Below are 26,550 nucleotides of genomic sequence, written 5' to 3'. Positions count from 1 at the left end.
ACGGCGAACCCGGCGTCAAGACTATCTGGCTCGGAATGAAGGATGTCTACGTTGCAGCCAAAACGATGGAGAAATTACGCGACCGAGCCAATGCCAAGACTTATGTATAACGAGGTGGGATTACCCCGATCGCATTAATTGCTGATCCATCTCAAACTCTGACTGTTTCCAGAAAGCTTTATTGCCGCCCAGAACGTGTATGGCGAAGCTCCCCATCCGGCAAATTTCACAGTAGAATGCACGTGCCTTCAGTAAATGGGCCTTCCTCCGCCCCCCGTAAAAAGCGTGTATGCCAAAAAGTCCGTCCCTGCCGATTGAAATCAAGATTTCCACGGTGGTCGCCATTTCGACCATCCTGCATAGCGCCGATGCGCTGGCCATCGACGCCGCCTTGAAGCAGATGACGGGCGGCGTGGCCGACTTTTTCGATGACGAGTTCGCCGTCATCGACATCAGCGCGATTGCGGCGACGGCGCCGCCCATCGATTGGCGCGCGCTGGTCGATCTGCTCAAAAAATACCGCCTGAACGCCGTCGCCGTGCGCGGCGCCAGCGCCGACATGGCTGCGGCCATCAAGGCACACGGCCTGTCGCTCGACGATGGCAGCAGCGGCGTGCGGGCGCCGGTACCGACGCCGGCCGCCGCGCCACTACCGCTAGCGGCACCGGCCGCTACGCCGGTGTCGAGCGCGCCGGCGCTCGGCACCATGATCATCGACACCCCGGTGCGTGCCGGCCAGCGTATTTACGCGCGCGGCTGTGACTTGATCATCACCGCCGCCGTCAACAACGGCGCCGAAGTGATCGCCGACGGCAGTATCCATATTTACGCCCAGCTGCACGGGCGCGCGCTGGCCGGCGCCTCGGGCAACGCCGAGGCGCGCATTTTTGCGCTGTCGCTGACGCCGGAACTGGTGTCGATCGCCGGCGTCTACCGCACGTTCGACGACGGCTTTCCGCCCGAGCTGGCGCGCCAGCCCGTGCAGATCCGCCTGGTGGGCGACCGCATCGATATCCGCTCGCTCGGCCCGATCGCGCGCCCTTGACCCCCTATTGAAAAGGATTTATCCGTGGCACGAATTATTGTTGTGACTTCCGGCAAGGGCGGGGTCGGCAAGACCACCTCCAGCGCCAGTTTTTCCACCGGTCTGGCTTCGCGCGGTCACAAGACGGCCGTGATCGACTTCGACGTCGGCCTGCGCAATCTCGATCTGATCATGGGCTGCGAACGCCGCGTGGTGTACGACCTGATCAACGTCGTCAATGGTGAAGCGACCCTCAACCAGGCGCTGATCAAGGACAAGCATTGCGACAACCTGTTCATCCTGCCCGCTTCGCAAACGCGCGACAAGGACGCCCTCACCGAAGAAGGCGTCGAGCGCGTGTTGCACGACATGATCAACATGGGTTTCGAATACATCGTCTGCGATTCGCCGGCCGGCATCGAGCACGGCGCCCTGATGGCGCTGACCTTCGCCGACGAAGCGATCATCGTCACCAATCCGGAAGTGTCGTCGGTGCGCGATTCCGACCGCATCCTCGGCATCATCCAGGCCAAGTCGCGGCGCGCCCAGAGCGGCGCCGAGCCGGTCAAGGAACACCTGCTCATTACCCGCTATTCGCCGAAGCGGGTCGAGAATGACGAAATGCTGTCCTACCAGGACGTCCAAGAAATCCTGCGCATTCCCCTGATCGGCATCATCCCCGAATCGGAATCGGTGCTGCACGCCTCCAACCAGGGCAACCCGGCGATTCACTTCAAGGGCACCGACGTTGCTGAAGCGTACGAAGACGTGGTCTCGCGTTTCCTCGGCGAAGACTTGCCGCTGCGTTTTACCAGCTACGAAAAGCCAGGCTTCCTGCAGCGTATTTTCGGAGGAAAGTAAGATGGCCCTGCTTTCCTTCCTGTTCCCGCCCAAGGCCAAAAGCGCCAGCGAAGCCAAGGAGCGTCTACAGATCATCATCGCGCGCGAACGCAGCAGCCGCGCCGGGCCGGATTTTCTGCCCGCCCTGCACCGTGAGCTGATCGAAGTCATTTCGAAGTACACCAAGGTCAGCGCCGACGATATCAAGCTCTCGCTCGACCGTCAGGGCAACCTCGAAGTGCTCGAAGTGAACGTGGTGCTGCCGGACGCCTGAGGCAGGCGCCAGTGCCTTGCCGTGGACCGGCTGGGGTTCAGCCGCGGCCGGGCCGCCGCCGCCGCACCCAGGTGCCCTAGGTGCCCAGCGTGCGCGCCTGGTTCAACTGTTCAGCCACCCGCACGCACGCTTCGACGTGCTGGTAGCCCAGCTTGCGAAACACCGTAAAACCAATCGCCGCCGACACCACCGAGCCGGCCACCGGCACCAGCTTGGCCGCCGTCTTGCTGGCGATGCGCACCCCGACTTTTTTAAAGATCCGCAGCAGCACATCGCGGGTCACCAGGCGCCCCACCATCATGCCGCCGACGCCGATCGCCGCCTCGTAGGCCAGCAGGCGGTATTTCGGCTGCAGGCGCAGGATTTGCCCTTCGCTGAGGCCAAATTGGCTGTTGACCTCCTCGATCAGACCAGTGAACAGCGTCAGGTCCGACACCAGATCGAGCCCCGGCAGCGGCACGGCGGAAAAGCCGGCCGCCAGCATGGCGCGCCGGCGCACCATCTGCCGGCAACGCTCGCGCACTGTCAACAGTGCCTGATCGTTACCAGGAATTAAGCTCCAGTCACCCGTTTGTGCCTCGTTCATCGCTTGCTTCCTCACTTTTTGGAAATAATCTAGCTAACAACACCGGGTATTGAAAACCTTGTTTGTTGAGTATACCTTTGACGACGCGTTTCATTTGCACGCCTGCGAAGTCACCACTGGATACAAAAAACTGAAACTTAAATTAGCACTACGTTTGTAAATGTCTGTTATATTCCGGCAAAAGATAGCTTACTTAGAGTAAGACTTTTATCTCAGTGTCCACTGCCCTTTTATACCCCATTATGCGCATAGCAGTTCTCGATAGCGATCCCGCCCAAGCGGATCTTATTTGCCAGGTGCTCTCCGGTGCCGGCCACACTTGCCAGTCCTTCGACAGCGCCAAGGAGTTACTCGGCGGCCTGAAGAAGGACGGTACCGACATGCTGATCCTTGACTGGAACGTCAGTGACCTGCCAGGCAGCGAGGTGCTGCGCCGGGCCAAGGAAAAACTGCCGTCGAAGACGCCGATGATGTTTGTAACTAACAATTCAGCCGAAGACGACATCGTCGAAGGGGTCGGCGCCGGCGCTGACGACTATTTGATCAAGCCGCTGCGGCGGGGCGAATTGCTGGCCCGCGTGCAGGCGCTGCTGCGCCGTGCCTACCCGTCGCAAAACGGCGCCGAGCACTTGCAATTCGGCCCCTACGTGTTTGAGACGCGCCCGGGCCGCCTGCTGATCGACGGCAACGTGATCGACGTCACCCACAAGGAATTTTCGCTCGCGCTGTTGTTCTTCCGCAATATCGGACGGCCCCTGTCGCGTGCCTTCATCCATGAAGCCGTGTGGATCCGCGACACCGCCGTGCCGTCGCGCACCATGGACACCCACGTCTCGCGGGTACGCAACAAGCTGCGCCTGCGCCCTGAAAATGGCTTCAGACTGGTGCCAGTCTACAGTTACGGCTACCGCCTCGAGAAGATGGGCGGCTAGGCCGTTATCCGGTTCAGTCAAGCACGCATAGGACCGGCACCCTGGGTGCCAGTCGCCCCAGCCGCTTGGGGACTGGCACTGAAAGGTGGCTGTCCCATTTTTGTTTAACTGAACGGCAACGACGGCCAGACGCCCGCCCCGCCGCCCCGCCGCCACAGCCGCGCTATAATGGGCCGTTATCCCGTCGCTCCCCTTTTACATGCAACTGCTCGCTGTCGGCCTCAATCACACCACCGCACCGGTCTCGCTACGCGAGCAGCTGGCGCTGGCGCCTGACCAGCTCGGTCAGGCGGTGCGCGCCGCGCGCGGCTGGTTTGCCCGCTTTGACCACAACGGCACCGACGAAGCGGCCATCCTGTCGACCTGCAACCGCACCGAAATGTACGCAGCCAGCCGGGTCCCCAACGGTCTCGATGCGAGTGCCCACTTCCTCGCCGATTATCACAAGCTCAACGTTGCCGACCTGCGCCCGCACCTGTACATGCTGCCGCAGGATGCCGCCGTGCGCCACGCCTTCCGCGTCGCGTCCGGCCTCGATTCGATGGTGCTGGGCGAGCCGCAAATTCTCGGCCAGATGAAAGACGCGGTGCGCATGGCCGATGAAGCGGGCGGCCTGGGCACCTATCTGCACCAGATGTTCCAGCGCTCGTTTTCGGTGGCCAAGGAAGTGCGTTCGACCACCGCCATCGGCGCCCACAGCGTGTCGATGGCGGCCGCCGCCGTGCGCCTGTCGCAGCGCATCTTCGACAAGCTGGGCGACCAGAACGTGCTGTTTATCGGCGCCGGCGAAATGATCGAACTGTGCGCCACCCACTTTGGCGCCCAGCGGCCGAAGTCGATCACGGTGGCCAACCGCACGCTCGAACGGGGCGAAGCGCTGGCGCAGCGCTTTGGCGGCCGCGCCATCACGCTCGCCGCCCTGCCCGAGCAGCTGGCCAGCTTCGACATCGTCATTTCATGCACGGCGTCGTCGCTGCCGCTGATCGGCCTCGGCCTGGTCGAGCGCGCCATCAAGGCACGCCGCCACAAGCCCATCTTCATGGTCGACCTGGCGGTACCGCGCGATATCGAAGCGGAAGTGGGCCGGCTCGACGACGTCTTTTTGTACACCGTCGACGACCTCGGCCAGGTGGTCCAGAGCGGCATGGAACACCGCCAGGCGGCAGTGGCCGAAGCCGAAGCGATCATCGAGACGCGCGTGCAGTCGTTCATGCACTGGGTCGGCGACCGCGCGGTGGTACCGGTAATCCAGCACCTGCACGAATCGAGCGAGGCGCTGCGCCTGATCGAACTCGAACGGGCCCGCAAAATGCTCGCCCGCGGCGACGACGTCGAAGCAGTGCTCGAAGCGCTCTCCAAAGGCTTGACGGCGAAATTCCTGCACGGCCCGCAGCAGGCGCTGCACCGCGCCGAAGGCGACGAACGGGCGCGCCTGGCGGCGCTGCTGCCGCAGCTGTTTCGCGGCCACCGTTAGCGCCACCGTCTGACCTTCCGCTTGGCGCCGGCCGCTGCCGGCATCGTTGAATGACGCTGCCCCTCTCTCTTTCCGAAGCCCCCTATGAAACCATCGATGCTGGCCAAGCTGGATCAACTGGCCAACCGCCTTGTCGAACTCGACGAACTGCTGGGCAGTGAGACGGCCACGTCCAACATGGACAATTACCGCAAGATGACGCGCGAGCATGCCGAGATCGGCCCGCTGGTGGCCTTGTACGGCCAGTTCGGCCAGGCCAGCGCCGACATGGCCGAGGCGCAGCAGATGCTGGGCGACCCGGACATGAAGGAATTCGCCCAGGAAGAAATCGAAGCGGCCAAGGCGCGCCTGGCGGCGCTCGAAATCGACCTGCAAACCATGCTGCTGCCGAAGGACGTCAACGACGAGCGCAATATCTTCCTCGAGATCCGTGCCGGTACCGGTGGCGACGAGTCGGCGCTGTTCGCCGGTGACTTGCTGCGCATGTACAGCCGCTTCGCCGAGCGCAATCGCTGGCAGGTCGAGATGGTGTCCGAATCGGCGTCCGACCTGGGCGGCTACCGCGAAGTGATCGTGCGCCTGGTCGGCAATGGTGTCTATTCAAAGCTCAAGTTCGAATCGGGCGGCCACCGCGTGCAACGGGTGCCGGCCACCGAAACGCAGGGCCGCATCCACACCTCGGCCTGCACGGTGGCGGTGATGCCGGAAGCGGACGAAGTCGAAGATGTCGACATCAATCCGGCCGACCTGCGCATCGACACCTTCCGCGCCTCCGGCGCCGGTGGTCAGCACATCAACAAGACCGATTCGGCGGTGCGCCTGACCCACCTGCCGACCGGTATCGTGGTCGAATGCCAGGACGACCGCTCGCAGCACAAGAACAAGGCGCAAGCCTTGAAGGTGCTGGCCGCGCGCATCAAGGACGTGCAGCTGCGCGCGCAGCAGTCGAAAGAGGCGGCCACCCGCAAAAGCCTGATCGGTTCGGGCGACCGCAGCGAGCGCATTCGCACCTATAATTTTCCGCAGGGGCGCATGACCGATCACCGCATCAACCTGACGTTATATAAACTGGACTTCATCATGGATGGCGATTTGAGCGAATTGACCAATGCGCTGGCGGCCGAACATCAGGCGGAGTTGCTGGCGGCGCTGGGGGAGTAAGCATCGATGGTGGTCGGTGCGGCGCATGCGGACAGGTGACTGCGCACCAGCCCCCTTCTGCGCCCGGTAGCGGTCCCAACTCGGGTCGCCAATTAAGCCTGCCTTAAAGCTGCCGCCAGCGCTGATCGGCCCCGCAAAACCATGCGAAAATCGTCTCCCTTTCCTCTTCCTCACATCCTGCCATGATCCGTCTCCGTAGCCTGCTGCTCGCCCTCGCCTCCGTCTGCCTCGGCCTGGTTGCCGTCGCCCTCTATCTGCAGCACGTCAAGGGCCTGCTGCCGTGCCCCCTGTGCGTGATCCAGCGCTACCTGTTCCTCGCCGTCGCCGTCTGCTGCGCCATCGGCGCCTGGGCTGGCAAACCGAAAGCCGGCGCCGCGCTGGCGCTGATCGGCGCGCTCGGTGGCCTCGGCGTGGTCGGCAAACACCTGTGGGTGCTGGCCCACCCCGGTCTGTCGTGCGGCATCGACCCGATGGAAACGGCGCTCAACAAAATCCCCAGCGCCACCCTGCTGCCCTGGCTGTTCAAGGCCGATGGCCTGTGCGAAGACGCCCGCGACACCCTGCTCGGCTTATCGATCCCGCAGTGGTCGGCGCTGTCGTTCGTGCTGATCACGCTCAGCCTGATCTACCTGCTGGCGCGGCGCCAGCGATGAGCGTCGCTGCCGGCATGACGGTGGCGGCGGCGCAGGCGGCGCTGCCGCTGGTGGCGCTGGAAAACCGCATCCTGCTCGGTCACGCGCTCGGCCTGACGCGGGTCGGCCTGATCACCGGTTCGCAGAACACCGTCAGCGCCGTTGATGCGGCAGCGATCAATGCGCTGGTGGCGCGCCGCCTGGCCGGCGAACCGATCGCCTACATCGTCGGCAAGCGCGAATTTTATGGCCTCGACTTCGCCGTCAACGACGCCGTGCTGATTCCGCGCGCTGACACCGAGCTGCTGGTCGAGCTGGCGCTGGCGCGCCTGCCGCCAGGCGGCACGCTGCTCGACATGGGTACCGGCAGCGGCGCCATCGCGGTGGCGCTGGCGCACAGCCGCCCGGACGCCGCCATCAGCGCGCTCGACGCCAGCAGCAGCGCCCTGGCTGTCGCCCGCGCCAACGCCGCCCGCCACGGCGTCGCCGTGCGCTTGCTCGAGAGCGACTGGTATGGCGCCCTCGATGGCGAAGCGCTGGCACGCTTTGACGTCATCGTCGCCAATCCACCGTATATCGCCAGCGGCGACCTTCACCTGGCGCAGGGCGACCTGCGCTTCGAACCGGTCGACGCCCTCACCGACCATGCCGATGGCCTGCGCGACCTGCACACCATCATCGCCGGCGCCGGCGATCACCTGGTCAGTGGCGGCGTACTGCTGCTCGAACATGGCTACGACCAGGCCGCCGCCGTGCGCGCGCTGCTGCTGCAGTTCGGCTTCAGCGCGGTGCAGTCATGGTGCGATCTGGCCGCCATCGAACGGGTCTCGGGCGGCGTTGCCCCCTGAGATGGCCGTGGCTGGCGCGCCGCCCTCGTCATGTTTGCTACGATAGCCCGCATGCCCAGAGTCCCCATGCACGCCCTGCTTGTGCCATTCTTGTCGCTGTCGCTCATCCTGCTGTTGCCCCTGCAGGCGCGCGCGGGGGTGGCCACGCCGGCGCCACTGACGGACACCGCCGACAGCCAGGCGCACGCGCTGTTCGCCGCCGACTGGCAGTGGCGCCTGCAAAACCAGCCCGAGCTGGCCACGGCGCTGGGCCAGAAGCGTTTTCATCACCTTCTGTCAGACACCTCGCTGGCGGCCAGCCTGGCCACCAGCGCCCACGAAAAACTGGTACTTGAGCAGGCGCGCCAGCTGCTCGCCGCCAGCGACGGCCAACTCGACGCCGCCACCGGCCTGTCGCTCGACGTCTTCATCGAGCAGAAAGAGCGGCGCGTGCGCGCCGCCGCTCTGTACCCCTACCGTTATGCGCCGCTCACCAACCAGGACGGCCTGCACCTGACCCTGCCGCGCCTGGTGGTACAAATGCCATTTACAGACGAAGCCGACTACCGCGCCTACCTGGCGCGGCTGGACGCGCTGCCGGCCCACGTCGACGGCTTGATCGAGCAGATGCGCGAAGCACAAAAGCTGGGCTGGAGCGCGCCGAAAACCAGCCTGCGCCTGGTGCCCGAGCTGCTGCGCCAGTTACGCGAGAGTGTCCCCGGCGGCGCGCTGGAGCGGCCGTTCCGCGAAATCGTCGCCACCATTGCCGCTCCCGTGCGGCTCGAACTGGCCGCCGCCGGCGCCGGCGCCCTCAACAACCGCGCCATCCCCGCCCTGCAAAAACTGGAAGACTACGTGCGCCTCGAAGCGCTGCCGCAGGCACGCGACAGCGTCGGCATGCTGGCCATGCCAGGGGGCGCCGAGTACTACCGTTTTCTGCTCAGCGACAGCACCGCGCTGACGGCGCAGGCCGTGCACGCGCTGGGTCTGCGCGAAGTGGCACGCCTGCAGGCGACGATGGGGGCGGCCATCGCCCGCACCGGTTTCAAGGGCAATTTCACGCAGTTTGCCGCCTTTGCCAACAGCGACCCGCGCCTGTTCGCCAGCGATGCCGACAAACTGGTGCGACGCTACCGCCGCCAGCTGGCGCGCGCCAATGCGGCCGCTGCGCGCCTGTTCGACAACGTGCCGGCCGACGTGCTCGAGGTGCGCACCATCGACGCCGGCGCCGCCGATCAGGGCGCCGCCTATTATGAGGCGGCCAGCGAAGTGCGCGCCGCCGCCATCGTCGTCAATACCAGCCGGCTGGCCAGCCGCCCGCTGTGGGAAACCGAGACGCTGGTGCTGCACGAAGGGGTGCCCGGCCACCACCTGCAGGTGACGCGCGCGCGCCAGCTCGAGGCGCTGCCGGCGTTTCGCCGCTACGGCTGGTATGCACCGTTCGGCGAGGGCTGGGCACTGTACGCCGAAAGCCTGGGGGCGGAGCTGGGCATGTATGGCGAGCCGTTCTCCGACTTTGGCCATCTCAATTCGGACTTGCTGCGCTCGGCACGGCTGGTGGTCGACAGCGGCCTGCACGCGCTGGGCTGGAGCCGCCAGCAAGCGCTTGAGTACCTCAATGCCAACACCGCCAATGCGCACGCCGACAACGAAGTCGAGGTCGACCGCTATATTGCCGCCCCTGGCCAGGCACTGTCCTATAAACTGGGGCAGCTGCGTTTGCAGGCCTTGCGCGAGAGGGCGCAGGAACGGCTCGGTGCGCGCTTCGACATTCGCCGCTTTCACGCGGCGCTGCTCGACAACGGCGCCCTGCCGCTGGCGCTGCTCGAGCGGCAAGTCGAGCGCTGGCAGCAGGCCACGCTGGCGGCAGCGGGCGCCGGCACCAAAGCGCCGGCGCCAGCGCAATAGCGCCAGTTTTTACAGGGGCGCGGGCGAAGAAGGCGGTTTTCGGTTAATCTCTGCACCAATTATTTGCAGAGCGATTTGCAGAGCGATTTGCAGAGCGCCTGACAAAACCTTCGAAACAAGGCGCGACGGCGAACCCGGTACGACCGTGCGGCAAGCCTGAGCCACGCCGTCATGCAGGTTTTGTTAGGCGCTCTTAGGCGCGCATCGCAATGCCGACACCATATTTAGATGCAGTACCTGAAAGGATAGACCCGTGCCGAACCTCCTGACCCGCCGACTGGCACTGCTTGACGATGACGATCACCGCGCCCTGCTCGGCCAGGGTTTGCGCGGCATCGAGCGCGAAACCCTGCGCGTCGACCGTGCCGGCAAGCTGGCGCAAACGCCACACCCGCACGCCCTCGGCGCCGCCCTGACGCACCCGCAGATCACCACCGACTACGCCGAAGCGCTGCTCGAATTCATCACCCCGGCCGAACACGACATCAGCATCACCCTCAACCAGCTCGACGCCATCCACCGCTACGCCTACACCAAGCTGGGCGACGAGATGCTGTGGAGCGAATCGATGCCATGCGAACTGCCCGACGAAGCGCACATCGAGATCGCCAACTACGGCAGCTCGAATATCGGCATGCTCAAGCACGTGTACCGGCGCGGCCTGGCACTGCGCTATGGCAAAGCGATGCAGTGCATCGCCGGCATTCACTACAATTACTCGCTGCCCGACGCCCTCTGGCAGCTGCTGTCGGCCAATGAAGGCATCGCGCAGGAGCGCCGTCACGCGATGCGCGACTTTCAGTCGGAAAGCTACATCGCCCTGATCCGCAACTTCCGCCGCTACAGCTGGCTGCTGATGTACCTGTTCGGCGCCTCGCCGGCACTGTCGACCGATTTCTTGCGCGGCCGCCCGCACAAGCTCGAGACCTTATCAAGTGACACCCTGTACCTGCCGTATGCGACCAGCCTGCGCATGAGCGACCTGGGTTACCAGAACGATGCCCAGTCGGGCCTGACGCCGCACGAAAACAGCCTGGAAAGCTATGTCTCGACGCTGATGGATGCGGTCAACCGGCCGTATGCACCCTACCAGCAGCTGGGCACCAAAAAGGACGGCGACTGGATCCAGCTGTCGACCAATGTGCTGCAGATCGAGAACGAGTACTACTCGACCATCCGCCCCAAGCGCGTGATCAAAACGGGCGAGCGGCCGATCCAGGCGCTGTGCCGGCGCGGCGTGCAGTACATCGAAGTGCGCTGCATGGATGTCGATCCGTTCGAGCCGGTCGGCATCAGCCTGGAAACCGGCCGCTTCCTCGACGCCTTCCTGCTGTTTTGCGCGCTCGACGACAGCCCTGTCGTCACCGTCAACGAGAGCGCCGCCAACGCCAGCAATTTCGCCCACACGGTCAAGGAAGGCCGCCGTCCGGGCTTGCTGCTCACCCGTGGCGATGCACAGATCGCCCTGCGCGACTGGGCCGGCGAACTGCTGCAGCGCATCGCCCCGGTGGCGGCCCTGCTCGACGTCCAGCACAACGAGGCGGGCGTCCATGCAGCCTCGCTGGCGACCCAGCAGGCCAAGATCGACAACCCGGCACTGACGCCCTCGGCGCGCGTGCTGGCCGAGGTGACGGCACTGGGCTCGTCAGCCGCTTTCGGCCTGCGCCAGAGCGAACTGCACGCGGCGTTCTTCCGCCACGATCCCTTGATGCCGGCCGAGCTGGCGCTGTTCGACGAGATGAGCGCGGCGTCGCTGGCCGAACAGGCCGCCATCGAGGCGGCGCCCGGCCCCGCCTTCGACGATTTTGTGGCGGCCTACAACACCAGTACTTTATGCTGTGAGTGATGGTTGGTCGGCCCTGCCGGCTCACTTCCTGCTTACTTTTGCGAGGACCGCATGCTGGCTTTTTATAACGAGCACCACGCACAGCACCGCGGCCGCCACGAGATGTTTCGCGGCGCGCTGGTGCCCGCCTTTGAACAGCCCGAACGGGCCGACATGGTGGTGGCCGAATTCGGCCGCCGCGGGCTCGGTCAGATCGTCACGCCGCACGGCGTGCCCTTGACGTCGCTGGAAAAAATCCACACCCCGCGCTACCTGCATTTTTTGCGTAATGCCTGGAGCGACTGGCTGGCGCTCGATCCAGAGAACGCCGCGCGCGACGCCTTTCCCTCGGTATGGCCGATCCGCACGCTGCGTGCAGACATCGAGCCAGACAATTTTGCCGCCCGCATGGGGCTCTATTCGATGGACAGCGGCACACCGCTCACCAGCGGCACCTGGATCGCCGCCAAGACCGGCGCCGACTGCGCCGTCAACGCCGCCCACGCGCTGCGGCTGGGCGAACGGGGCACCTTTGCGCTGACGCGCCCGCCCGGCCACCACGCCGGCGCCGATTTTTTTGGCGGCTACTGCTTCCTCAACAATGCCGCGCTGGCAGCCCAGCACCTGCTCGACGACGGCGCCCGTAAAGTCGCCATCCTCGACATCGACTACCACCACGGCAACGGCACCCAGAGCATTTTTTATCAGCGCAGCGACGTGCTGTTTACGTCGATTCACGCCGACCCGCGCAGCGACTACCCGTTTTATCTGGGCCACGCCGACGAAACGGGAGAAGGCGCCGGCGCCGGCTACAACATGAACCTGCCGCTGGCCGCCGGCAGCACCTCGGCGCAGTGGTTTGCCGCGCTCGAGACAGCCTGCTACAAGCTGCTCGCGTTCGGCGCCGACGCCCTCGTCGTCTCGCTCGGCGTCGATACCTTCGCCGGCGATCCGCTGACCCATTTTGCACTGCAAAGCGGCGACTACCTGCGCGTCGGCGAGCGAATTGCCCACCTCGGACTGCCCACCGTATTCGTCATGGAAGGCGGCTACGCCGTCGCCGAACTGGGCATCAATGTCGTCAACGTTCTCGAAGGATTTGAAACCGCCGCATGAGTGAAGATACTGCCGCCGTCAGCGCCTCCCCCATCGACTGGCAATGGGCCAGTTTTAATCAGCTCACGAACCACGACGTCTACGCCATGATGGCGGCGCGGCTGCACGTGTTCGTGCTCGAGCAGCAGTGCCTGTGGAACGATTTTGATGGCCTTGACACCGATGCCCACCACCTGCTCGGCTGGGCCGTGGTCGATGGTCAGCGCCAGCTGGTGGCGTATTTGCGAGTGCTGGCGCCCGGCGCCAAGTACGTCGAGGCATCGATCGGCCGCGTGCTCACCACCAGCGTCGCCCGCGGCGGCGGCGCCGGCCGCGCGCTGGTAGAGAAGGGACTGGCGCAGCTGACACGCCTGTATCCGCAGGCGCGCATCAAAATCGGCGCCCAGCAGTACCTCGAACGCTTTTACGCCAGCTTTGGCTTTACCACCATCAGCGCGCCGTATGAAGAAGACGGCATCATGCACATCGATATGTTGCGATAATCCCAAAGGGCGCGTAATTGTTACAGGCCTTGTTGCGTGCAGGAAATTCATTGCGCATAATTGGGGTTTAATGAAACAGGAGCGCGCATGCGACTTCGCGACTCTGCCCACGCCTACGGTGCCGTCTCACGGATCAACCACTGGCTGGGCGCGCTCCTGATCCTGGCCATGCTGGCCATTGGCCTGGTGTTTATTGATCTGCCCACCGGCAGCGCACGCACCTTCTGGCGCACCCTGCACATCGCCATCGGCACCAGCTTGCTGCCACTGGTGGCGCTACGCATCGGCTGGCGGCTGCTGTCGCGCACGCCGACGCCGTTGATGGCGCTGGCGCGCACCGCCCACCTGTTGCTGATGGTGACGCTGGCGGCGATGCTGGTCAGCGGCGTGCTGATGCAGTGGTTCGGCGGCCGCCCGATCGGCGTGTTCGACCTGATCCGCTTTGCCAGTCCGCTGGCCGCTTCCCCCCTGTGGCAGGAGCGAATGGAGCAGTTGCACGGGGTGCTGGCGTGGTGCCTGATTGGCTTGATTGCCTTGCACGTGCTGGGACTGCTCGTGCACAGCGCGACGGTCGGCCGTGCCTTCTGGGCGCGCATGGCTGGGCGGGCGCCGCGGCGCTAGGGCGCAGCCCCGAAAAAAAGCGGCCCGTCGCAGCGGCCGCTTTTTTTTACTACGCGCTGCGCTGGGTATTTTATTTCGCGCTGACCAGCGTCATATCGAACACCACGCCGGAGTTCGGCGGAATCGCACCAGAGCCGGCGGAACCGTAAGCCTGGCTGGCGGGAATCAGCAGCACGCGGCGGCCGCCCACTTTCATGCCGACGATGCCGGCCGAGACGCCGGCAATGGTGTTGACACCCACCGTGAACGAGTACGGACCGGTTTCGATCTGGGTGCCGGTGAAGTTGGCGGCATCGGCCTTATACAGGGAGATCGTGTAGTTGATGGTGACGCTGCTGCTGGCCGTGACGGTGGCGCCGGTGCCGACGGTAATGTCGTTGATGACCAGGCTGGCCGGGCTGCTGACGGAGGTCGTCGGCGTGCTGCTATTGCTACCGCCGCCGCAGGCCGACAGGCTCAAGGCGCCAACAAACGCGGCGATCAGGGGAAGCTTGAAATTCATGGAAATCCTTGGTTAAAAAGTGCGCTGCAAGTGTAGCAGAGGGGCACGGCGGCAATCTACCGCCGCCTGTCGTCAAGTTGTAAATTCAGGTAAAGAGGGCCTTAAATTTCTACCTGGGTACCGAGTTCAATCACCCGGTTCGGCGGGATCTGGTAGTAGTCGGCGGCACCGCGCGCATTGCGCGACATCGCCACATACAGGTGTTCACGCCATGGCGCCATGCCACCGCCGGGCGCCGAGATCACCGTCTGGCGGGCGATGAAGAAGGATGTCTCCATCATCTCGAACGGCAGGCCAAGGCGCTCGCACTGGGCCAGCACCTTGGGAATGTCCGGTTCGTCCTTGAAGCCGTATTCGACATTGATCTGGTAGCAGTTGTGGCCCAGTTCGACCACGGTGGCCTGTTCTTCGGCGGGGATCCACGGCAGCTCGCGCATGTGCACGGTGAGGAACACCACGCGCTCGTGCAGCACCTTGTTATGCGACAGATTGTGCAACAGCGCGTGCGGCACGCCGTCGCTTTCGCCGCGCAGGAAGATGGCGGTGCCGTACACGCGCGCCGGCGGCGCCACGAACAGCGAGGCCAGAAAATCTTCCAGCGGGATGGCGTGCTTCTGCAGGTTTTCGAACACCAGTTCGCGGCCACGCTTCCAGGTCACCATCACGGTAAACAACACGGCGCCCAGCAGCAGCGGGAACCAGCCGCCATGCAGCAGTTTGAGGGTGCTGGCCGAGAACAGCATGAAGTCAATGACCAGGAAAAAGCCGGTGGCGCCGAAACACACCCACAGCGGCAGATGCCAGCGGAAGCGGGTCAGGAAGAAGGTCAGCACGGTGGTGCACAGCATGGTGGCGGTCACCGCAATGCCGTAGGCGCCGGCCAGCTTGTCGGACGAGCCGAAACCGATCACCGCCAGCAGCACCACGATCAGCTGCAGCCAGTTGACGGCGGGGATGTAGATCTGCCCGATCTCGCTCTCGGAGGTGTGCAGCACGCGCATGCGCGGCAACAGGCCGAGGGCGATCGCCTGCTTGGTCATCGAGAAGGTGCCGGAAATGGTCGCCTGCGAGGCGATCACCGCCGCCATGGTCGACAGCAGCACCAGCGGGTAGACGCTCCATGGTCCCAGCTGCTGGAAGAACGGGTTGGCAATCGCTTCCGGATGGACGATCAGCAGCGCGCCCTGGCCAAGATAGTTCAGCGCCAGCGCCGGAAAGACCACGATGAACCAGGCGGCGCGGATCGGCTTCTTGCCGAAGTGGCCCATGTCGGCGTACAGCGCTTCGGCGCCGGTGAACGCCAGCACCACGGCGCCCAGGGCGACGAAGGCAATGTAGCGGTTCTCCAGCATGAACAGCAGGGCGTTGAGGGGATTTAAGGCCGCCAGGATTTGCGGCGCCGCGGCGATGTTGATCACGCCCATGATGGCCAGGGCGGCGAACCATACCACCATGATGGGCCCGAACCAGCGGCCAATGCCGGCCGTGCCATGCTTTTGCGCCCAGTACAGCGCCACCAGCACGACAATGGTCAGCGGCACCACGTAGCGCGACAGCGCCGGCGCCGCCACTTCCAGGCCCTCGATGGCGCCCAGCACGGAAATGGCCGGGGTGATCACGCTGTCGCCATAAAACATGGTGGCGCCCAGCACACCGAGCATGAGCAGCGGCGTGAACCATTTGGACGAGCGCGTTACCGAGCTGAGCGTCAACGCCATCAGCGCCATGATGCCGCCCTCGCCGCGGTTATCGGCGCGCAGCATCAGGGTGACGTATTTGAGGGCGACGATCATGGTCAGCCCCCAGAAAATCAGGGACAACACGCCGAGCAGATTGAAGGTATTCAGGGCCAGACCATGTTCGGGATCAAAAATGGTCTTGAGGGTGTACAGGGGACTGGTACCGATATCGCCGTAGACGATGCCGACGGCGGCCAGGGTCATGGTCGCCAGGCTGGCTTTCTTGTGTTCTGGGGTCAAGATTGCACCATATTGTTGTTTTGGTGCATCGCACAATAGTCCCACATGGTGAAAATTGCAAGTGGATTTCGGTTCACAAAAGGTTCTCTCAAAGTTGCAAGGTTTTGCAGTGGCACAGCAGGGGCTGGCGCAAGTCTGCCCTAACGCCGCTGCTGTGGTCGCGCGCCACGATCGACCACGCGCGGGCGGCCTGTGCTGCTGGCCACAAGAGCCTGCCATCGGTGCTTGTACACAGGCTTGTCCACAAGCTTGTCACCAGCTGATCGGCCACTTATCACCAGCTTATCAACCGCTTATCACCAGCTTGTCAGCCGCTTTTACCAGGCTTGCCCACAGCTTTGTCCACAGGCAGTTCAGGCGCTGCCCGGGCACGCCGCCGCCTGATCCTTTGGCGGCCCGCTAGTGTAGCTCGTTGCAACATCGTGCGCTCAGTCAAGCAGCTGGAAATTGTGGTGCAATCGGTACGCTGAGACTGTCTATCGGTCCAGACCAGCGTTGAGGATGCTAATCGGCAAGGTCCGTTCAATTCGGAGATAATGTCAACCGGCAAATCTTCGATCGTCCCTCCATGCGCACCGGCATCATCTACGCTTCCCTGGCCTTCCTCAGCTGGGGCTTGTTTCCCCTGTATTTTCACGCCCTCAACGAGGTACCGGCCGGGCAGATCCTGGCGCACCGCGTGCTATGGTCGCTGGTGTTTCTGGTCATCGTGCTGACGGTGCGGCGCCAGTGGCGCTGGTTGCCGGAAGTAATCAGGCGGCCGCGCGTGGTGTTCAGCTTCGTTGCCAGCGCCCTGTTACTGAGTGTCAACTGGCTGATCTATATCTGGTCGGTCAACCACGGCCACGTCATCGACGCCAGCCTCGGCTATTTTATTAATCCGCTGATCAATATCATGCTGGGCTACGTGGTGCTGGGCGAGCGCCTGCGCCGCCTGCAGTGGACCGCCATCGCGGTGGCCGCTGCCGGCGTGCTGTGGCTGACCTGGCAGGCGGGCACGGTGCCGTGGATCGCCCTGGCGCTGGCCGCCACCTTCGGCGGCTACGGCCTGCTGCGCAAGACCGCCGCCCTCGGTGCGCTCGAAGGGCTCGCTTTTGAAACCATGGTGCTGTTTCCGCTGGCGCTGGGCTACGTTGGCTGGCTGACCGTGCACGGCGCCAACGTGTTTATCAGCACGCCGCACGACAGCACCCGCTGGCTGCTGGTCGCTGCCGGCCCCATCACCGCCATTCCGCTGCTGATGTTTGCCGCCGGCGCCCGCCGCATTCCCATGGCCGTGCTGGGCATGATCCAGTACATTGGCCCCACCATCCAGTTCCTGCTGGGCGTGTGGCTGTTCCAGGAAGCGTTCACGGCTGACCGGCTGGTTGGCTTTAGCCTGATCTGGAGCGCGCTGGCGCTGTACGCAGCCGAAGGTTTGTGGCGCGCACGCAAACAGGATTGACAGGGCCGCGGGGTGGCCGCCCGCCCCCCTTTTCCGGTATGCTGTGCACCTTCCCGTCCTCAGAGCATTCCAATCCAATGGCCAATTACGTCTATACCATGAACCGCGTGGGCAAAATCGTCCCGCCCAAGCGCCAGATTCTCAAAGACATCTCGCTGTCCTTCTTCCCGGGTGCCAAGATCGGCGTGCTGGGCCTGAACGGTTCCGGCAAATCGACCCTGCTTAAAATCATGGCCGGCATTGACACCGACATCCAGGGTGAAGCGGTACCCATGCCGGGCCTGAACATCGGCTACCTGCCGCAGGAACCGGAGCTCGACCCCGAGCAGACGGTACGCCAGGTGGTTGAATCGGGCCTGGGCGAAGTGTTCGAGGCGCAAGGCAAACTGGACGCCGTGTACGCTGCCTATGCCGATGAAGACGCCGATTTCGATGCGCTCGCCACCGAGCAGGCGCGTCTGGAAGCGATCATCTCGACGTCCGATGGCGGCAACCTCAACCTGCAACTGGAAATGGCCGCCGATGCGCTGCGCCTGCCGCCGTGGGAACAGAAAATCGGTGTGCTCTCGGGCGGTGAAAAGCGCCGCGTGGCGCTGTGCCGCCTGCTGCTGTCAAAACCCGACATGCTGCTGCTCGACGAACCGACCAATCACCTCGACGCCGAATCGGTCGACTGGCTTGAACAGTTCCTGTTGCGTTTTCCCGGCACCGTGGTCGGCATCACCCACGATCGATATTTCCTCGACAACGCCGCCGAATGGATTCTCGAGCTCGACCGCGGTCATGGCATTCCCTGGAAGGGCAATTACAGCTCCTGGCTGGAACAAAAGAGCAACCGCCTCAAGCAGGAAGAAGCGACCGAATCGTCGCGTCAAAAAACCATCGCCAAGGAACTCGAGTGGGTGCGCCAGAATCCGAAGGGACGCCAGGCCAAGAGCAAGGCCCGGCTGGCGCGCTTCAATGAATTGTCCGAGCACGAATACCAGAAACGAAATGAAACCTCGGAAATCTTCATTCCCGTCGCCGAGCGCCTGGGCAATGAAGTCATCGAGTTCAAGAACGTTTCGAAAGCCTTCGGCGACCGCCTGTTGATCGACAACCTGTCGTTTACCGTGCCGCCAGGCGCCATTGTCGGCATCATCGGCCCCAACGGCGCCGGTAAATCGACCTTGTTCAAGATGATCACGGGCAAAGAGCAGCCCGACAGTGGCGAAGTGGCGATTGGCCAGACGGCGCGCGTGTCGATCGTCGACCAGAACCGCGACGACCTGGCCAACAGCAAGACGGTGTTCGACGACGTCGCCGGCGGCGCCGATACGCTCACCGTGGGCCGCTTCGACATGCCGTCGCGCGCCTATCTCGGTCGTTTCAACTTCAAAGGTTCGGACCAGCAAAAGATCGTCGGCAACCTGTCCGGTGGTGAACGGGGCCGCCTGCACCTGGCAAAAACCCTGCTGCAGGGCGGTAACGTCTTGCTGCTCGATGAACCGTCAAATGACCTCGACGTCGAAACCCTGCGCGCGCTGGAAGACGCGTTACTCGAGTTCGCAGGCAGCGTGATGGTAATTTCCCACGATCGCTGGTTCCTCGACCGCATCGCCACCCATATCCTGGCCTTCGAAGGCAATTCGCAGGTCACCTTCTTTGACGGCAATTATCAGGAATACGAAGCGGACAAGAAAAAGCGCCTCGGTGAAGAAGGCGCCAAGCCAAAGCGGATTCGCTACAAGCCGCTGACGGTATAAGCATCGCTGCCAACAAAAAAGCCCGCCGGAGCGATCCGGCGGGCTTTTGCTTTTGGTACGACGTCGGCGACGTCAGGCCGGCAGCTTAGAACGAGTACTTGGCACCGAGGGTGATAACATCGGACTTGGCGCCGATGTTCTGGTTTTTGCCATAGCGCTCATATTCGAGCGTCACAGCAACCTTGGGGTTGAAGTTGTACTGCGCGCCGACGCCGGCATACAGTTCAGTTTTGCTTTCGTCACCGCTGAGCAGCGAGTCGCTGTAGTTGCGCTTGTTGTTGGCGGCGCCCAGCTTGCCGAACACGGAGAACTGTTCGTTGACCGGCACGCTGGCCTTGCCAGCGACATAATAGGATTTACCGTCGCTCGAACCTGTGCGGTTGACGCCGTTCAGGGTGTAGCTGTAATCCGAGCTGCGGAAATCGGTGTAGCCGACCTCAACGCCGAAGGTCTGGTCGAATTCATAGCCACCGAAAATTTTGCCGGACGACTTGTAGCCGTCGCTGCTCGACGCCGAGGTGCCCGGGATCGAGGCGCTGTGATCAGCGTTGGCGATACCGACACCGACGTAGGGGCCGGGTTGGGCTGCTTGTGCCGAGCCAATGACTGCCGTTGCGGCGACGAGGGCGAGAATGAGCTTTTTCATGCGAGATCCTTTGAACTGGTTAATCGTCTGGCTCGCCATTCACAATGAATCGCGAGATAGTCAAGATAGCAAACCGGAAGGGCCACGTCCTCGGCGATTCAGTAAGAAATGTAAGGGAATGTAAGCAAAATCGAAAATAACTGACCCGACATTCACTTATTTGCAAGAGGCAATGCCAGCAGATCACTGTCTTTTGGTGAAACTTAGACGAATTTAATCAAATAAAGCGGCATCTGGCGTGCGCCGGCGCGCGCCGCCATGCATATCAGATGTAAGTAGTGACGAGAGCGCCAACAGTGCTCAAACGATGCGGCGAAAGGTCAGATTGACACGCCCGGCGACCTCGCTTGCAGTCTTGTTGATGCCGTGCGACCAGTGCTGCTGCAAGCTGCCGGCCATCAATAGCAGGCTGCCATCGGTCAGCGCCAGGCGCAGGCGCTCGCCGCTGGCCTTGTGTTTAAGAATCAGGGTGCGGGCGCCGCCAAAGCTGACCGAGGCGATCGCCGGCTCGTGCCCCAGCGAACTTTCGTCATCGCTGTGCATGCCCATGCTGTCGCGGCCATCGCGATAATAATTGAGCAACACGCTATTAAAGGTGCAGCCGGTGGCTGCTTCGACGGCGGCGCGGATGCGCAGCTGCAGTTCAGTAAACGGCTGCGGCGCCAGGCTCAGGCCGGAATAGCGGTAGGCGGCCTCGCCGTACCAGGCGGTCAGGCGTGGCTGCAGGAATTGCTTGCCCCACAAGGTGATGGTGTCGCTGCGCCAGTCGGTCTCGGCGATGAGCTGCTCGAGCACGGCGGCGTTCGACAGCGGCAGCGGCAACTGCGTCATGAAAGCGAGGCGGCCGTCGCGCACGGCGATCGGCGTGAGCGCATCGGCGGCCGTCAACAGGTCCGGCCCGTTCACGGCCGCAGCCAGCCCATGATGGTGTCGTCTTGCGCTTCGCCGCGCGCATTGTTGACGCGGCGGCGCAGCACGCCTTCGTCGACAAAACCAAGCGACAGATACAAAGCACGCGCGCGCCGGTTACTGGCGCGGGCGAACAGCTCGACGCGGCTGATCTGCGGCATCTGCAGCAGCACGTGCTCGAGCAAGCCCTGAAACAGCGCGCGGCCGACGCCCTGCCCCTGCGCCTGCGGGTCGACGGCGATGGTCAGGTCGGTGAGCAGGTGCGCCAGCGAGGCGATGCCGGGCGACGAGGCGTGGATCTCGCCGAGCAGCTGGCCGCTGCCATCGTTCGCTTCCCACACCAGCTCGACGCCGTCACTGGCGGCGCGCGCCATGAAGCCATCGATATACGCGGCCGTGATTTCAGCCGGGGTGCGCGCCAGCCCGTCGGGCACGCCCGCCACGCGCCGGTACAGCGCCATGATGGCGGCGCGGTCGGCGCCGGTAGCGGGGCGCATCATCGCTGCGCCAGTTCGGTGGTGGCAATTGCCAGCGCGCGGTACAGCGCGCCGGTGGCCGGGTCCCATTGCTCGAGCGCCCGCTGCTGGCGCTCGACGGTGGCCAGGTCGCCGCGGGCGATCGGGCCACTCAAGGCGGCGCGGGCACCGAGCCGCAGCACGTTGTCGAGCGTCTGGGTGGCCAGTGGCGCCGCCAGCTGGCGCGCCACGGCGTCGTCGATGCCGGCGGCGCGGTAGGCGCGCAGGGCGGCGTCGATCACCGTCACCAGGTAATTGGCGGCAAATACCGAGGCGGCGTGGTAGACCGTCTTGGCGGCCGCATCGATGGGCACGCTGCGCGCACCGATCGCTGCCAGCAGCGGCGCGAGCACGGCCAGCGCGCGCGCATCGCCCTCGACGCCGCAAAAGGTGCCGTCGAAATCGGCCGCCACCCGCGCCGGATCGGCAAAACTGCGCACCGGGTGCACGCTGGCGGTGTAGGCGCCAGCGGCAGCAGCAGCAGCGAGCAGCGCCGACGAACTGGCGCCGCTGCAGTGAAACACCACCATGCCGGCCGCCACCGCCAGGCTGGCGCAGGCGGCCTCGATCTGGTCATCGGCCACCGCCAGCAGGACGATGTCGGCGCGCCGCAGCGGCGCCTGCGGGGCGACGGCGCGGCCCGCGCCAATAAAGGCGACGGCGGCGGCGGCGCTGGCCAGTGAGCGGGTCTGCACGTCCTGCACGATGCAGGCGCCGCTGCTGGCGAACAGCCGGCCCATGGCGCGACCGAGCTGGCCGCCGCCGATCAGGTTGAGGGTGAGCACGGCGGGCGGGGTCATTTAAAAACCGGCGCCGGGCAACTGCAGGTAAGCCAGTTCATCGGCGCTGGAGGCGCGCCCGAGGATGGCATTGCGGTGCGGGAAGCGGCCAAAGCGGGCGATCACGGCGCGGTGTCGCACGGCGTAGTCGAGGGCGCCGTTACAACGGGCGTCGACGCCGGCGAGCGCCGCAAACAGGCTGACGGCGCGCTCCTGCATGCGGGCGTCTTCGGCGTGCTCGAATGGCATGTAGGCGAACCAGCGCTGGTACGGCGTCAGGCGGGTATCGACGCCGCTGTCGACCAGCGCCGTGGCAGCGGCCAGCGCCAGCGCGTCGCCGGCAAACGACGCCGGCTGGCCCCGCTGCGCATTGCGGGTGAACTGGTCGAGCACCAGGATACGCGCCAGCACCCCTTCCGGGCCACCCGCATCCCACTCGCGCAAGCCACCGGCGACGGCCACATCGATGACGGTGCCAAAGCGCGCGCCAATGGCGGCATCGAAGGCGTCGTCCTTGCGGAACCACTGTGGCCGCTCGCCGCCGTATTGCGGGTCACTGGCCGGTAAAAACCAGAAATCGAGAACGTCTTGTGCTTGCATGGGCAATCCTGATAAGGGCATGTCAGTTGCGCGCGTGCGCCAGCTGAAAACTGTCGAGGCCATCGAAGCGGTTCAGTTCATCGGCCAGCTCGGACAACCTGACGCCGCTGCTGCGCGAGAGCGCGACGGCGACAAAGCGCCATTCCTGGGCGCCGCCGACGGCGCCGATCGACAGCGAGCCGCCAGCGAAATCATAGCCCCGTTCGAGCATCAGGGTGCGCAGCACGCCTTCACGGGGGATGTATTCGCTTTTGAACTTGAGCATGATGGCCACCGCATGGCGCGACGGCAGCCACGCTTCGAGGTGCTGCAGATAGATCATGATGACGGCCGACAGCGCCGCCAGCACGATGGCCGCCGCATAAAAGCCGATGCCGACCAGGATGCCGATCACCGACGAGGCCCAGATCGAGGCCGCCGTGGTCAGCCCGCTGATATTAAAACCTTCGCGCATGATGACGCCAGCGCCCAGAAAGCCGATGCCGGTGACCACGCCCTGGATGATGCGGGTGGGGTCCGACACGATCAGCGCACCGCCATGGCCGCCGAACCATAAATCGGGATAGCCGCCAATGATGGTCAGCGCCGCCGACGCCATGCAGACGATGCCGTAGGTGCGCATGCCGGCGGCGCGGCCGTGGTAGGAGCGCTCGTAGCCAACCATCAGCCCGAGCAGCAGGGCGCCGAGCAAATTGAGGACGATGATGCCGTTGACCTGCAATTGGTGGGCGGTCCAGTACGCCGCCAGCATGGCCTGGGTCGGCATGGCCTTATTTGGCGACTGGCTTTTTCACCAGTTGCTGTTCGAATTTGACATCGAGTTTGCTGACCCGGCGGGCGATCTGCGGCCCCAGCGCATTGACGAAGCGGACGAAGTCGTCCAGTTCGAGCGGCGCGCACAGCGGCGCCGCAGCGGGCAGCTCGCTGATATAAAACAGGCCGTCGCCGGTGATCGACATCGACCAGCCCTGCTGGCCGCTACGGTTTTTCAGGCGGTCGACGGCGCTGCTGGCGCGGGTGGAACGGGCGCTGGCCATCAGATCTCCCTGGTGCGCAGTTCGAGCCATGCCAGCGCGGCGCCATCGACGTGGGGACGCAAGCGGCGCCGCACTTCGGCGTGGTAGGCATTGAGCCAGTCAAGTTCATCTTCGCGCAGCAGCGCCAGGTCGAGGCAGCGGCTGTCGATGGGACACAGGGTGAGTGTCTCAAAGCGCAAAAAATCGCCAAATTCACTGCTGCCGGCAGCGACGTTGAGGACCAGGTTTTCCAGGCGAATGCCCCAGCGGCCGGGCCGGTAAATGCCCGGCTCGATCGAGGTGATCATGCCCGCCTGCATCGCCGTGTGCGGCTCCGGCATGGTGGTGGGCGATATCGATTGCGGTCCCTCGTGCACATTCAAAAAGTAACCGACGCCGTGGCCGGTGCCATGACCATAGTCGGCGCTGGCAGCCCAGATCGGCGCACGGGCAATGGCGTCGAGCAGGGGCGAGCGGGTGCCAGAGGGAAACTGCGCCGACGACAGCGCGATCACGCCTTTTAAGACCAGCGTGAAGTCGCGCTTTTGCGCCTCCGACGGCGTGCCGACCGGCACCACGCGGGTGATGTCGGTGGTGCCGCCGAGGTACTGGCCGCCCGAATCGATGAGCAGCAGACCATCGCCTTCGATGTCGGCATGGGCCTGCTCGGTGGCGCGGTAATGCATGACGGCGCCGTTGGCATTGAAACCGGCGATGGTGGCAAAGCTGGGGCTGACAAAGCCGGGCCGGCGTGCACGCGCGGCGCAGATATGGGTGTCGACATCGAGTTCGGTCAACGGACCACGGCGAACGTCGAGCAGGCGCGGCTCCAGCCACGAGAAAAATTCGCACAGGGCAGCGCCATCGTGTTCCATGGTGGCGCGCACGTGGGCGATGTCGGCGGCCGATTTTTTCGATTTCGCCACGGTGCTGGGATTGATCGCCTCGATCACCTTGACGGCGCCAGGCACGGCCGCGCGCATGCCGGCCGTGACGCGGCGCGGATCGATCAGCAGCACGCTGGCAGGATCGAGCGCGGTCAGTGCAGCGGCGGCCTGTTCGTAGGGCGCGATGACGACGCCGTCCACGGCCAGCCGCGCCGCCAGATCAGCGGGCACCTTGCCGGCGCCGACAAACACCGTGGCAGACAGTGGCGCGATCAGCGCGTGGGCCAAGAACACCGGATTGAAGCTGACGTCGGCACCGCGCAGGTTGAACAGCCAGGCGATGTCGTCGAGGGTGGAGATGAGATGGCGGTCGGCGCCGTGTGCTGCCATGGCGGCGCGCACCAGCGCCAGCCGCTCGGCGCGGCTGCTGCTGGCGTACGGCGCGCCGTGCTCGAACACGGCGGCGTCGGGCAGGCCGGGACGCTCACTCCAGACGGCATCGAGCAGGTCGAGATCGCGGCGCACAGTGATGCCGCGTGCCGTCAGGGCGTCGCCCAGCACGCGCGCGGTGGCCAGTCCCAGCACGCGGTCGTCGACCGCGACCTGGGCGCCGGCGGCCACGTGTTCGGCCAGCCAGTCGATGTACAGCAGGCTGGCGCCGGACGCGATTTTCATCAGCTGGACTTCGCTGCCGGCCAGTTCGACGGCAGCCTGGTCCCAGTAACGGGCATCGGTCCAGACACCGGCAAAGTCGGCGCCGACGATCATGGTGCCGACCGAGCCGGTAAACCCCGACAGGTATTCGCGGCCCTTCCAGCGCCCCGGCAGGTATTCGGACAGGTGCGGGTCGGCCGACGGAATCAGCACGGCGGCAACGCCGGCGGCGGCCATGGCGGCGCGCAGCCGGCCCAGGGTATCGGCGCGGCCGGCGGCGGCGGCGGCGGCGGCGGCGGCGGCGAGAGAAGGCGTATTTATCTGCATAGTCATCTGCTTGGTCATCCCCGTATGATACTCCCAACCGCTGCGCGGCGGCGCTGCAGCTCAGGCCTGAAACAGGCGCAAGCGCTCGAGATCGAGAATGCGGATGCCGCCGTAATCGAGCCGCAACATGCCCTCTTTTTCGAGCAACTGCAAGGCCTGGTTGACGCGCTGGCGCGAGGCCCCCGACAGGTAGCCGATTTCCTCCTGCGACAGCTGCACCAGCGCTTCGAGTCCCGGATACAGGTGCGGGTGAAACAGCGCCGCCAGGCAGCGCGCCACCCGGGTGTCGACATCGAGGGTGCGGTCGCTCTCGACCTGGGCGATGAACTGGCCGAGCCGCTCGTTGAGCTGCATGAGCAAAAAGCGGTTGAAGGGCAGGCTCGTCTCGAGCAGCCACTCGAAAGTCGGCCGCGGCATGCGCGCCACCCGGGTGTCGCGCAGGGCCATGACGTCGTAGCGCCGGCGTTCATCCTTGAGCAGCGAGCCTTCACCAAACCAGCTGCCGGGGGTGACGCCGGTGAAGGTGACGCTTTTGCCGGCGGCCGAGAAATTGTTAATTTTAACGAGGCCGTCGACGATGCCGACCCACGTCGTAATCGGCTCGCCCTTGCGGCATACATAACCGCCGCGCGGCACGAACTGTTCGTAGCAATCGGCTTCGACGCGCGCCATTTCAAACGGCGTCAGGCGGCGTGACCAGATGGTCGCGCGCAGGTGATCGAGCAGGGAAACCGGGTTGGCAGACATTGTGCGACGCACCATCGAAAGTAGGGCAATTGTCACCCAAAAGACAACATGAAGGCCTTGCGCAAGCTACTATCATTACACAAAAGCAGCACAAAAAC

Annotated in this window: 27 protein-coding genes; 15 read left to right on the top strand and 12 right to left on the bottom strand. The window is 64.4% G+C overall.

Translation table 11 applies throughout. From position 1 onward, the window contains the following. Nucleotides 1–289 precede the first annotated feature (289 nt). From minC to minE, 3 genes are read left to right on the top strand one after another with little or no spacing between them, the layout of a single operon-like run. Complete coding sequence (gene minC / locus ACP7BZ_RS14420; RefSeq protein WP_426114265.1) at nucleotides 290–1,045, top strand: septum site-determining protein MinC; 756 nt, start codon at nucleotides 290–292, stop codon at nucleotides 1,043–1,045. Between the two features lie 24 nt (nucleotides 1,046–1,069). Then, nucleotides 1,070–1,885 (top strand): septum site-determining protein MinD, encoded by an 816-nt coding sequence (minD, locus tag ACP7BZ_RS14415; RefSeq protein WP_426114263.1) that lies wholly within the window; start codon nucleotides 1,070–1,072, stop codon nucleotides 1,883–1,885. 1 nt (nucleotide 1,886) lies between these two features. Then, complete coding sequence (gene minE / locus ACP7BZ_RS14410; RefSeq protein ID WP_426114261.1) at nucleotides 1,887–2,138, top strand: cell division topological specificity factor MinE; 252 nt, start codon at nucleotides 1,887–1,889, stop codon at nucleotides 2,136–2,138. A 76-nt stretch (nucleotides 2,139–2,214) separates the two neighbouring features. Here minE and ACP7BZ_RS14405 read toward each other — a convergent pair whose 3' ends face one another. Beyond that, nucleotides 2,215–2,724, bottom strand: a complete 510-nt coding sequence (locus tag ACP7BZ_RS14405; RefSeq protein ID WP_426114259.1) for a hypothetical protein — start codon at nucleotides 2,722–2,724, stop codon at nucleotides 2,215–2,217. Nucleotides 2,725–2,966: 242 nt separating this feature from the next. Here ACP7BZ_RS14405 and ACP7BZ_RS14400 point away from each other — a divergent pair, with 242 nt between their 5' ends. The 10 genes from ACP7BZ_RS14400 to ACP7BZ_RS14355 all read left to right on the top strand — a co-directional run bounded on the left by ACP7BZ_RS14400 (nucleotide 2,967) and on the right by ACP7BZ_RS14355 (nucleotide 13,702). Beyond that, on the top strand, nucleotides 2,967–3,656 hold the full coding sequence (locus ACP7BZ_RS14400) for a response regulator transcription factor (protein ID WP_426114257.1): 690 nt from the start codon (nucleotides 2,967–2,969) through the stop codon (nucleotides 3,654–3,656). 199 nt (nucleotides 3,657–3,855) lie between these two features. Next, entirely contained in the window at nucleotides 3,856–5,130 is a 1,275-nt protein-coding gene (gene hemA / locus ACP7BZ_RS14395) for a glutamyl-tRNA reductase (RefSeq protein WP_426114255.1), read from the top strand. Between the two features lie 84 nt (nucleotides 5,131–5,214). Continuing rightward, nucleotides 5,215–6,291: a peptide chain release factor 1 gene (prfA, locus tag ACP7BZ_RS14390; protein ID WP_426114253.1), complete on the top strand. Its 1,077-nt coding sequence runs from the start codon at nucleotides 5,215–5,217 to the stop codon at nucleotides 6,289–6,291. Nucleotides 6,292–6,473: 182 nt separating this feature from the next. After that, the gene (locus tag ACP7BZ_RS14385) at nucleotides 6,474–6,944 is read left to right on the top strand and encodes a disulfide bond formation protein B (protein WP_426114251.1); all 471 of its coding nucleotides are present in this window, start codon (nucleotides 6,474–6,476) and stop codon (nucleotides 6,942–6,944) included. Next, nucleotides 6,941–7,771 (top strand): peptide chain release factor N(5)-glutamine methyltransferase, encoded by an 831-nt coding sequence (gene prmC / locus ACP7BZ_RS14380; RefSeq protein ID WP_426114249.1) that lies wholly within the window; start codon nucleotides 6,941–6,943, stop codon nucleotides 7,769–7,771. The genes ACP7BZ_RS14385 and prmC overlap by 4 nt, the downstream gene beginning before the upstream one ends. A gap of 66 nt (nucleotides 7,772–7,837) precedes the next feature. Further along, complete coding sequence (locus ACP7BZ_RS14375) at nucleotides 7,838–9,658, top strand: DUF885 domain-containing protein (RefSeq protein WP_426114247.1); 1,821 nt, start codon at nucleotides 7,838–7,840, stop codon at nucleotides 9,656–9,658. Between the two features lie 253 nt (nucleotides 9,659–9,911). Continuing rightward, nucleotides 9,912–11,504 (top strand): glutamate--cysteine ligase, encoded by a 1,593-nt coding sequence (gene gshA / locus ACP7BZ_RS14370; protein ID WP_426114245.1) that lies wholly within the window; start codon nucleotides 9,912–9,914, stop codon nucleotides 11,502–11,504. A gap of 51 nt (nucleotides 11,505–11,555) precedes the next feature. Then, nucleotides 11,556–12,599 (top strand): histone deacetylase family protein, encoded by a 1,044-nt coding sequence (locus ACP7BZ_RS14365; RefSeq protein ID WP_426114243.1) that lies wholly within the window; start codon nucleotides 11,556–11,558, stop codon nucleotides 12,597–12,599. Next, nucleotides 12,596–13,081: a GNAT family N-acetyltransferase gene (locus ACP7BZ_RS14360; protein WP_426114241.1), complete on the top strand. Its 486-nt coding sequence runs from the start codon at nucleotides 12,596–12,598 to the stop codon at nucleotides 13,079–13,081. Before ACP7BZ_RS14365 ends, ACP7BZ_RS14360 begins: the two co-directional genes overlap by 4 nt. 87 nt (nucleotides 13,082–13,168) lie before the next feature. Continuing rightward, a complete protein-coding gene (locus ACP7BZ_RS14355) occupies nucleotides 13,169–13,702 on the top strand; it encodes a cytochrome b (protein ID WP_426114239.1) in 534 nt (177 codons plus the stop codon). Nucleotides 13,703–13,772: 70 nt separating this feature from the next. Here ACP7BZ_RS14355 and ACP7BZ_RS14350 read toward each other — a convergent pair whose 3' ends face one another. Further along, nucleotides 13,773–14,204 carry an FKBP-type peptidyl-prolyl cis-trans isomerase gene (locus tag ACP7BZ_RS14350; protein WP_426114237.1) on the bottom strand — a complete coding sequence of 144 codons (432 nt, stop codon included), beginning with the start codon at nucleotides 14,202–14,204 and terminating at the stop codon, nucleotides 13,773–13,775. A gap of 101 nt (nucleotides 14,205–14,305) precedes the next feature. Continuing rightward, entirely contained in the window at nucleotides 14,306–16,183 is a 1,878-nt protein-coding gene (locus ACP7BZ_RS14345; protein ID WP_426114235.1) for a potassium transporter Kup, read from the bottom strand. A 568-nt stretch (nucleotides 16,184–16,751) separates the two neighbouring features. Here ACP7BZ_RS14345 and rarD point away from each other — a divergent pair. Further along, nucleotides 16,752–17,627 (top strand): EamA family transporter RarD, encoded by an 876-nt coding sequence (gene rarD / locus ACP7BZ_RS14340; RefSeq protein ID WP_426114233.1) that lies wholly within the window; start codon nucleotides 16,752–16,754, stop codon nucleotides 17,625–17,627. Nucleotides 17,628–17,704: 77 nt separating this feature from the next. Then, nucleotides 17,705–19,372: an energy-dependent translational throttle protein EttA gene (gene ettA / locus ACP7BZ_RS14335; protein ID WP_426114231.1), complete on the top strand. Its 1,668-nt coding sequence runs from the start codon at nucleotides 17,705–17,707 to the stop codon at nucleotides 19,370–19,372. A gap of 85 nt (nucleotides 19,373–19,457) precedes the next feature. Here ettA and ACP7BZ_RS14330 read toward each other — a convergent pair whose 3' ends face one another. The 9 genes from ACP7BZ_RS14330 to ACP7BZ_RS14290 all read right to left on the bottom strand — a co-directional run bounded on the left by ACP7BZ_RS14330 (nucleotide 19,458) and on the right by ACP7BZ_RS14290 (nucleotide 26,452). Next, nucleotides 19,458–20,018 carry a porin family protein gene (locus ACP7BZ_RS14330; RefSeq protein WP_426114229.1) on the bottom strand — a complete coding sequence of 187 codons (561 nt, stop codon included), beginning with the start codon at nucleotides 20,016–20,018 and terminating at the stop codon, nucleotides 19,458–19,460. Nucleotides 20,019–20,318: 300 nt separating this feature from the next. Continuing rightward, nucleotides 20,319–20,924: an alpha-ketoglutarate-dependent dioxygenase AlkB family protein gene (locus ACP7BZ_RS14325; RefSeq protein WP_426114227.1), complete on the bottom strand. Its 606-nt coding sequence runs from the start codon at nucleotides 20,922–20,924 to the stop codon at nucleotides 20,319–20,321. Continuing rightward, nucleotides 20,921–21,427, bottom strand: a complete 507-nt coding sequence (locus ACP7BZ_RS14320) for a GNAT family N-acetyltransferase (protein WP_426114225.1) — start codon at nucleotides 21,425–21,427, stop codon at nucleotides 20,921–20,923. The genes ACP7BZ_RS14325 and ACP7BZ_RS14320 overlap by 4 nt, the downstream gene beginning before the upstream one ends. After that, the gene (locus ACP7BZ_RS14315) at nucleotides 21,424–22,242 is read right to left on the bottom strand and encodes a Rossmann-like and DUF2520 domain-containing protein (protein ID WP_426114223.1); all 819 of its coding nucleotides are present in this window, start codon (nucleotides 22,240–22,242) and stop codon (nucleotides 21,424–21,426) included. The genes ACP7BZ_RS14320 and ACP7BZ_RS14315 overlap by 4 nt, the downstream gene beginning before the upstream one ends. After that, entirely contained in the window at nucleotides 22,243–22,821 is a 579-nt protein-coding gene (locus ACP7BZ_RS14310) for a DUF924 family protein (protein ID WP_426114221.1), read from the bottom strand. It abuts the gene before it with no gap. A 22-nt stretch (nucleotides 22,822–22,843) separates the two neighbouring features. Continuing rightward, on the bottom strand, nucleotides 22,844–23,587 hold the full coding sequence (locus ACP7BZ_RS14305) for an MgtC/SapB family protein (protein ID WP_426114219.1): 744 nt from the start codon (nucleotides 23,585–23,587) through the stop codon (nucleotides 22,844–22,846). A gap of 4 nt (nucleotides 23,588–23,591) precedes the next feature. Then, nucleotides 23,592–23,858 carry a hypothetical protein gene (locus tag ACP7BZ_RS14300; RefSeq protein WP_426114217.1) on the bottom strand — a complete coding sequence of 89 codons (267 nt, stop codon included), beginning with the start codon at nucleotides 23,856–23,858 and terminating at the stop codon, nucleotides 23,592–23,594. After that, entirely contained in the window at nucleotides 23,858–25,705 is a 1,848-nt protein-coding gene (locus tag ACP7BZ_RS14295; protein WP_426114215.1) for a M24 family metallopeptidase, read from the bottom strand. Before ACP7BZ_RS14295 ends, ACP7BZ_RS14300 begins: the two co-directional genes overlap by 1 nt. Before the next feature lie 60 nt (nucleotides 25,706–25,765). Further along, entirely contained in the window at nucleotides 25,766–26,452 is a 687-nt protein-coding gene (locus ACP7BZ_RS14290) for a Crp/Fnr family transcriptional regulator (RefSeq protein WP_426114213.1), read from the bottom strand. Between the last annotated feature and the right edge of the window lie 98 nt (nucleotides 26,453–26,550).

This window comes from Massilia sp. PWRC2, from assembly GCF_049896725.1.
Lineage (GTDB): Bacteria > Pseudomonadota > Gammaproteobacteria > Burkholderiales > Burkholderiaceae_D > JAFCUW01.
Note: the sequence above shows the minus strand (reverse complement) of the source record. Positions and strands in the feature narration are given on the sequence as shown.

Bases quoted from the DNA above. Each gene is read 5' to 3' on its own strand.
- minC (WP_426114265.1), top strand. From the start codon at position 290: ATGCCAAAAAGTCCGTCCCTGCCGATTGAAATCAAGATTTCCACGGTG.
- minE (WP_426114261.1), top strand. From the start codon at position 1,887: ATGGCCCTGCTTTCCTTCCTGTTCCCGCCCAAGGCCAAAAGCGCCAGC.
- ACP7BZ_RS14405 (WP_426114259.1), bottom strand. From the start codon at position 2,724: ATGAACGAGGCACAAACGGGTGACTGGAGCTTAATTCCTGGTAACGAT.
- ACP7BZ_RS14400 (WP_426114257.1), top strand. From the start codon at position 2,967: ATGCGCATAGCAGTTCTCGATAGCGATCCCGCCCAAGCGGATCTTATT.
- hemA (WP_426114255.1), top strand. From the start codon at position 3,856: ATGCAACTGCTCGCTGTCGGCCTCAATCACACCACCGCACCGGTCTCG.
- prfA (WP_426114253.1), top strand. From the start codon at position 5,215: ATGAAACCATCGATGCTGGCCAAGCTGGATCAACTGGCCAACCGCCTT.
- ACP7BZ_RS14385 (WP_426114251.1), top strand. From the start codon at position 6,474: ATGATCCGTCTCCGTAGCCTGCTGCTCGCCCTCGCCTCCGTCTGCCTC.
- prmC (WP_426114249.1), top strand. From the start codon at position 6,941: ATGAGCGTCGCTGCCGGCATGACGGTGGCGGCGGCGCAGGCGGCGCTG.
- ACP7BZ_RS14375 (WP_426114247.1), top strand. From the start codon at position 7,838: ATGCACGCCCTGCTTGTGCCATTCTTGTCGCTGTCGCTCATCCTGCTG.
- ACP7BZ_RS14365 (WP_426114243.1), top strand. From the start codon at position 11,556: ATGCTGGCTTTTTATAACGAGCACCACGCACAGCACCGCGGCCGCCAC.
- ACP7BZ_RS14360 (WP_426114241.1), top strand. From the start codon at position 12,596: ATGAGTGAAGATACTGCCGCCGTCAGCGCCTCCCCCATCGACTGGCAA.
- ACP7BZ_RS14355 (WP_426114239.1), top strand. From the start codon at position 13,169: ATGCGACTTCGCGACTCTGCCCACGCCTACGGTGCCGTCTCACGGATC.
- ACP7BZ_RS14350 (WP_426114237.1), bottom strand. From the start codon at position 14,204: ATGAATTTCAAGCTTCCCCTGATCGCCGCGTTTGTTGGCGCCTTGAGC.
- rarD (WP_426114233.1), top strand. From the start codon at position 16,752: ATGCGCACCGGCATCATCTACGCTTCCCTGGCCTTCCTCAGCTGGGGC.
- ettA (WP_426114231.1), top strand. From the start codon at position 17,705: ATGGCCAATTACGTCTATACCATGAACCGCGTGGGCAAAATCGTCCCG.
- ACP7BZ_RS14330 (WP_426114229.1), bottom strand. From the start codon at position 20,018: ATGAAAAAGCTCATTCTCGCCCTCGTCGCCGCAACGGCAGTCATTGGC.
- ACP7BZ_RS14320 (WP_426114225.1), bottom strand. From the start codon at position 21,427: ATGATGCGCCCCGCTACCGGCGCCGACCGCGCCGCCATCATGGCGCTG.
- ACP7BZ_RS14315 (WP_426114223.1), bottom strand. From the start codon at position 22,242: ATGACCCCGCCCGCCGTGCTCACCCTCAACCTGATCGGCGGCGGCCAG.
- ACP7BZ_RS14310 (WP_426114221.1), bottom strand. From the start codon at position 22,821: ATGCAAGCACAAGACGTTCTCGATTTCTGGTTTTTACCGGCCAGTGAC.
- ACP7BZ_RS14305 (WP_426114219.1), bottom strand. From the start codon at position 23,587: ATGCCGACCCAGGCCATGCTGGCGGCGTACTGGACCGCCCACCAATTG.
- ACP7BZ_RS14300 (WP_426114217.1), bottom strand. From the start codon at position 23,858: ATGGCCAGCGCCCGTTCCACCCGCGCCAGCAGCGCCGTCGACCGCCTG.
- ACP7BZ_RS14295 (WP_426114215.1), bottom strand. From the start codon at position 25,705: ATGCAGATAAATACGCCTTCTCTCGCCGCCGCCGCCGCCGCCGCCGCC.
- ACP7BZ_RS14290 (WP_426114213.1), bottom strand. From the start codon at position 26,452: ATGTCTGCCAACCCGGTTTCCCTGCTCGATCACCTGCGCGCGACCATC.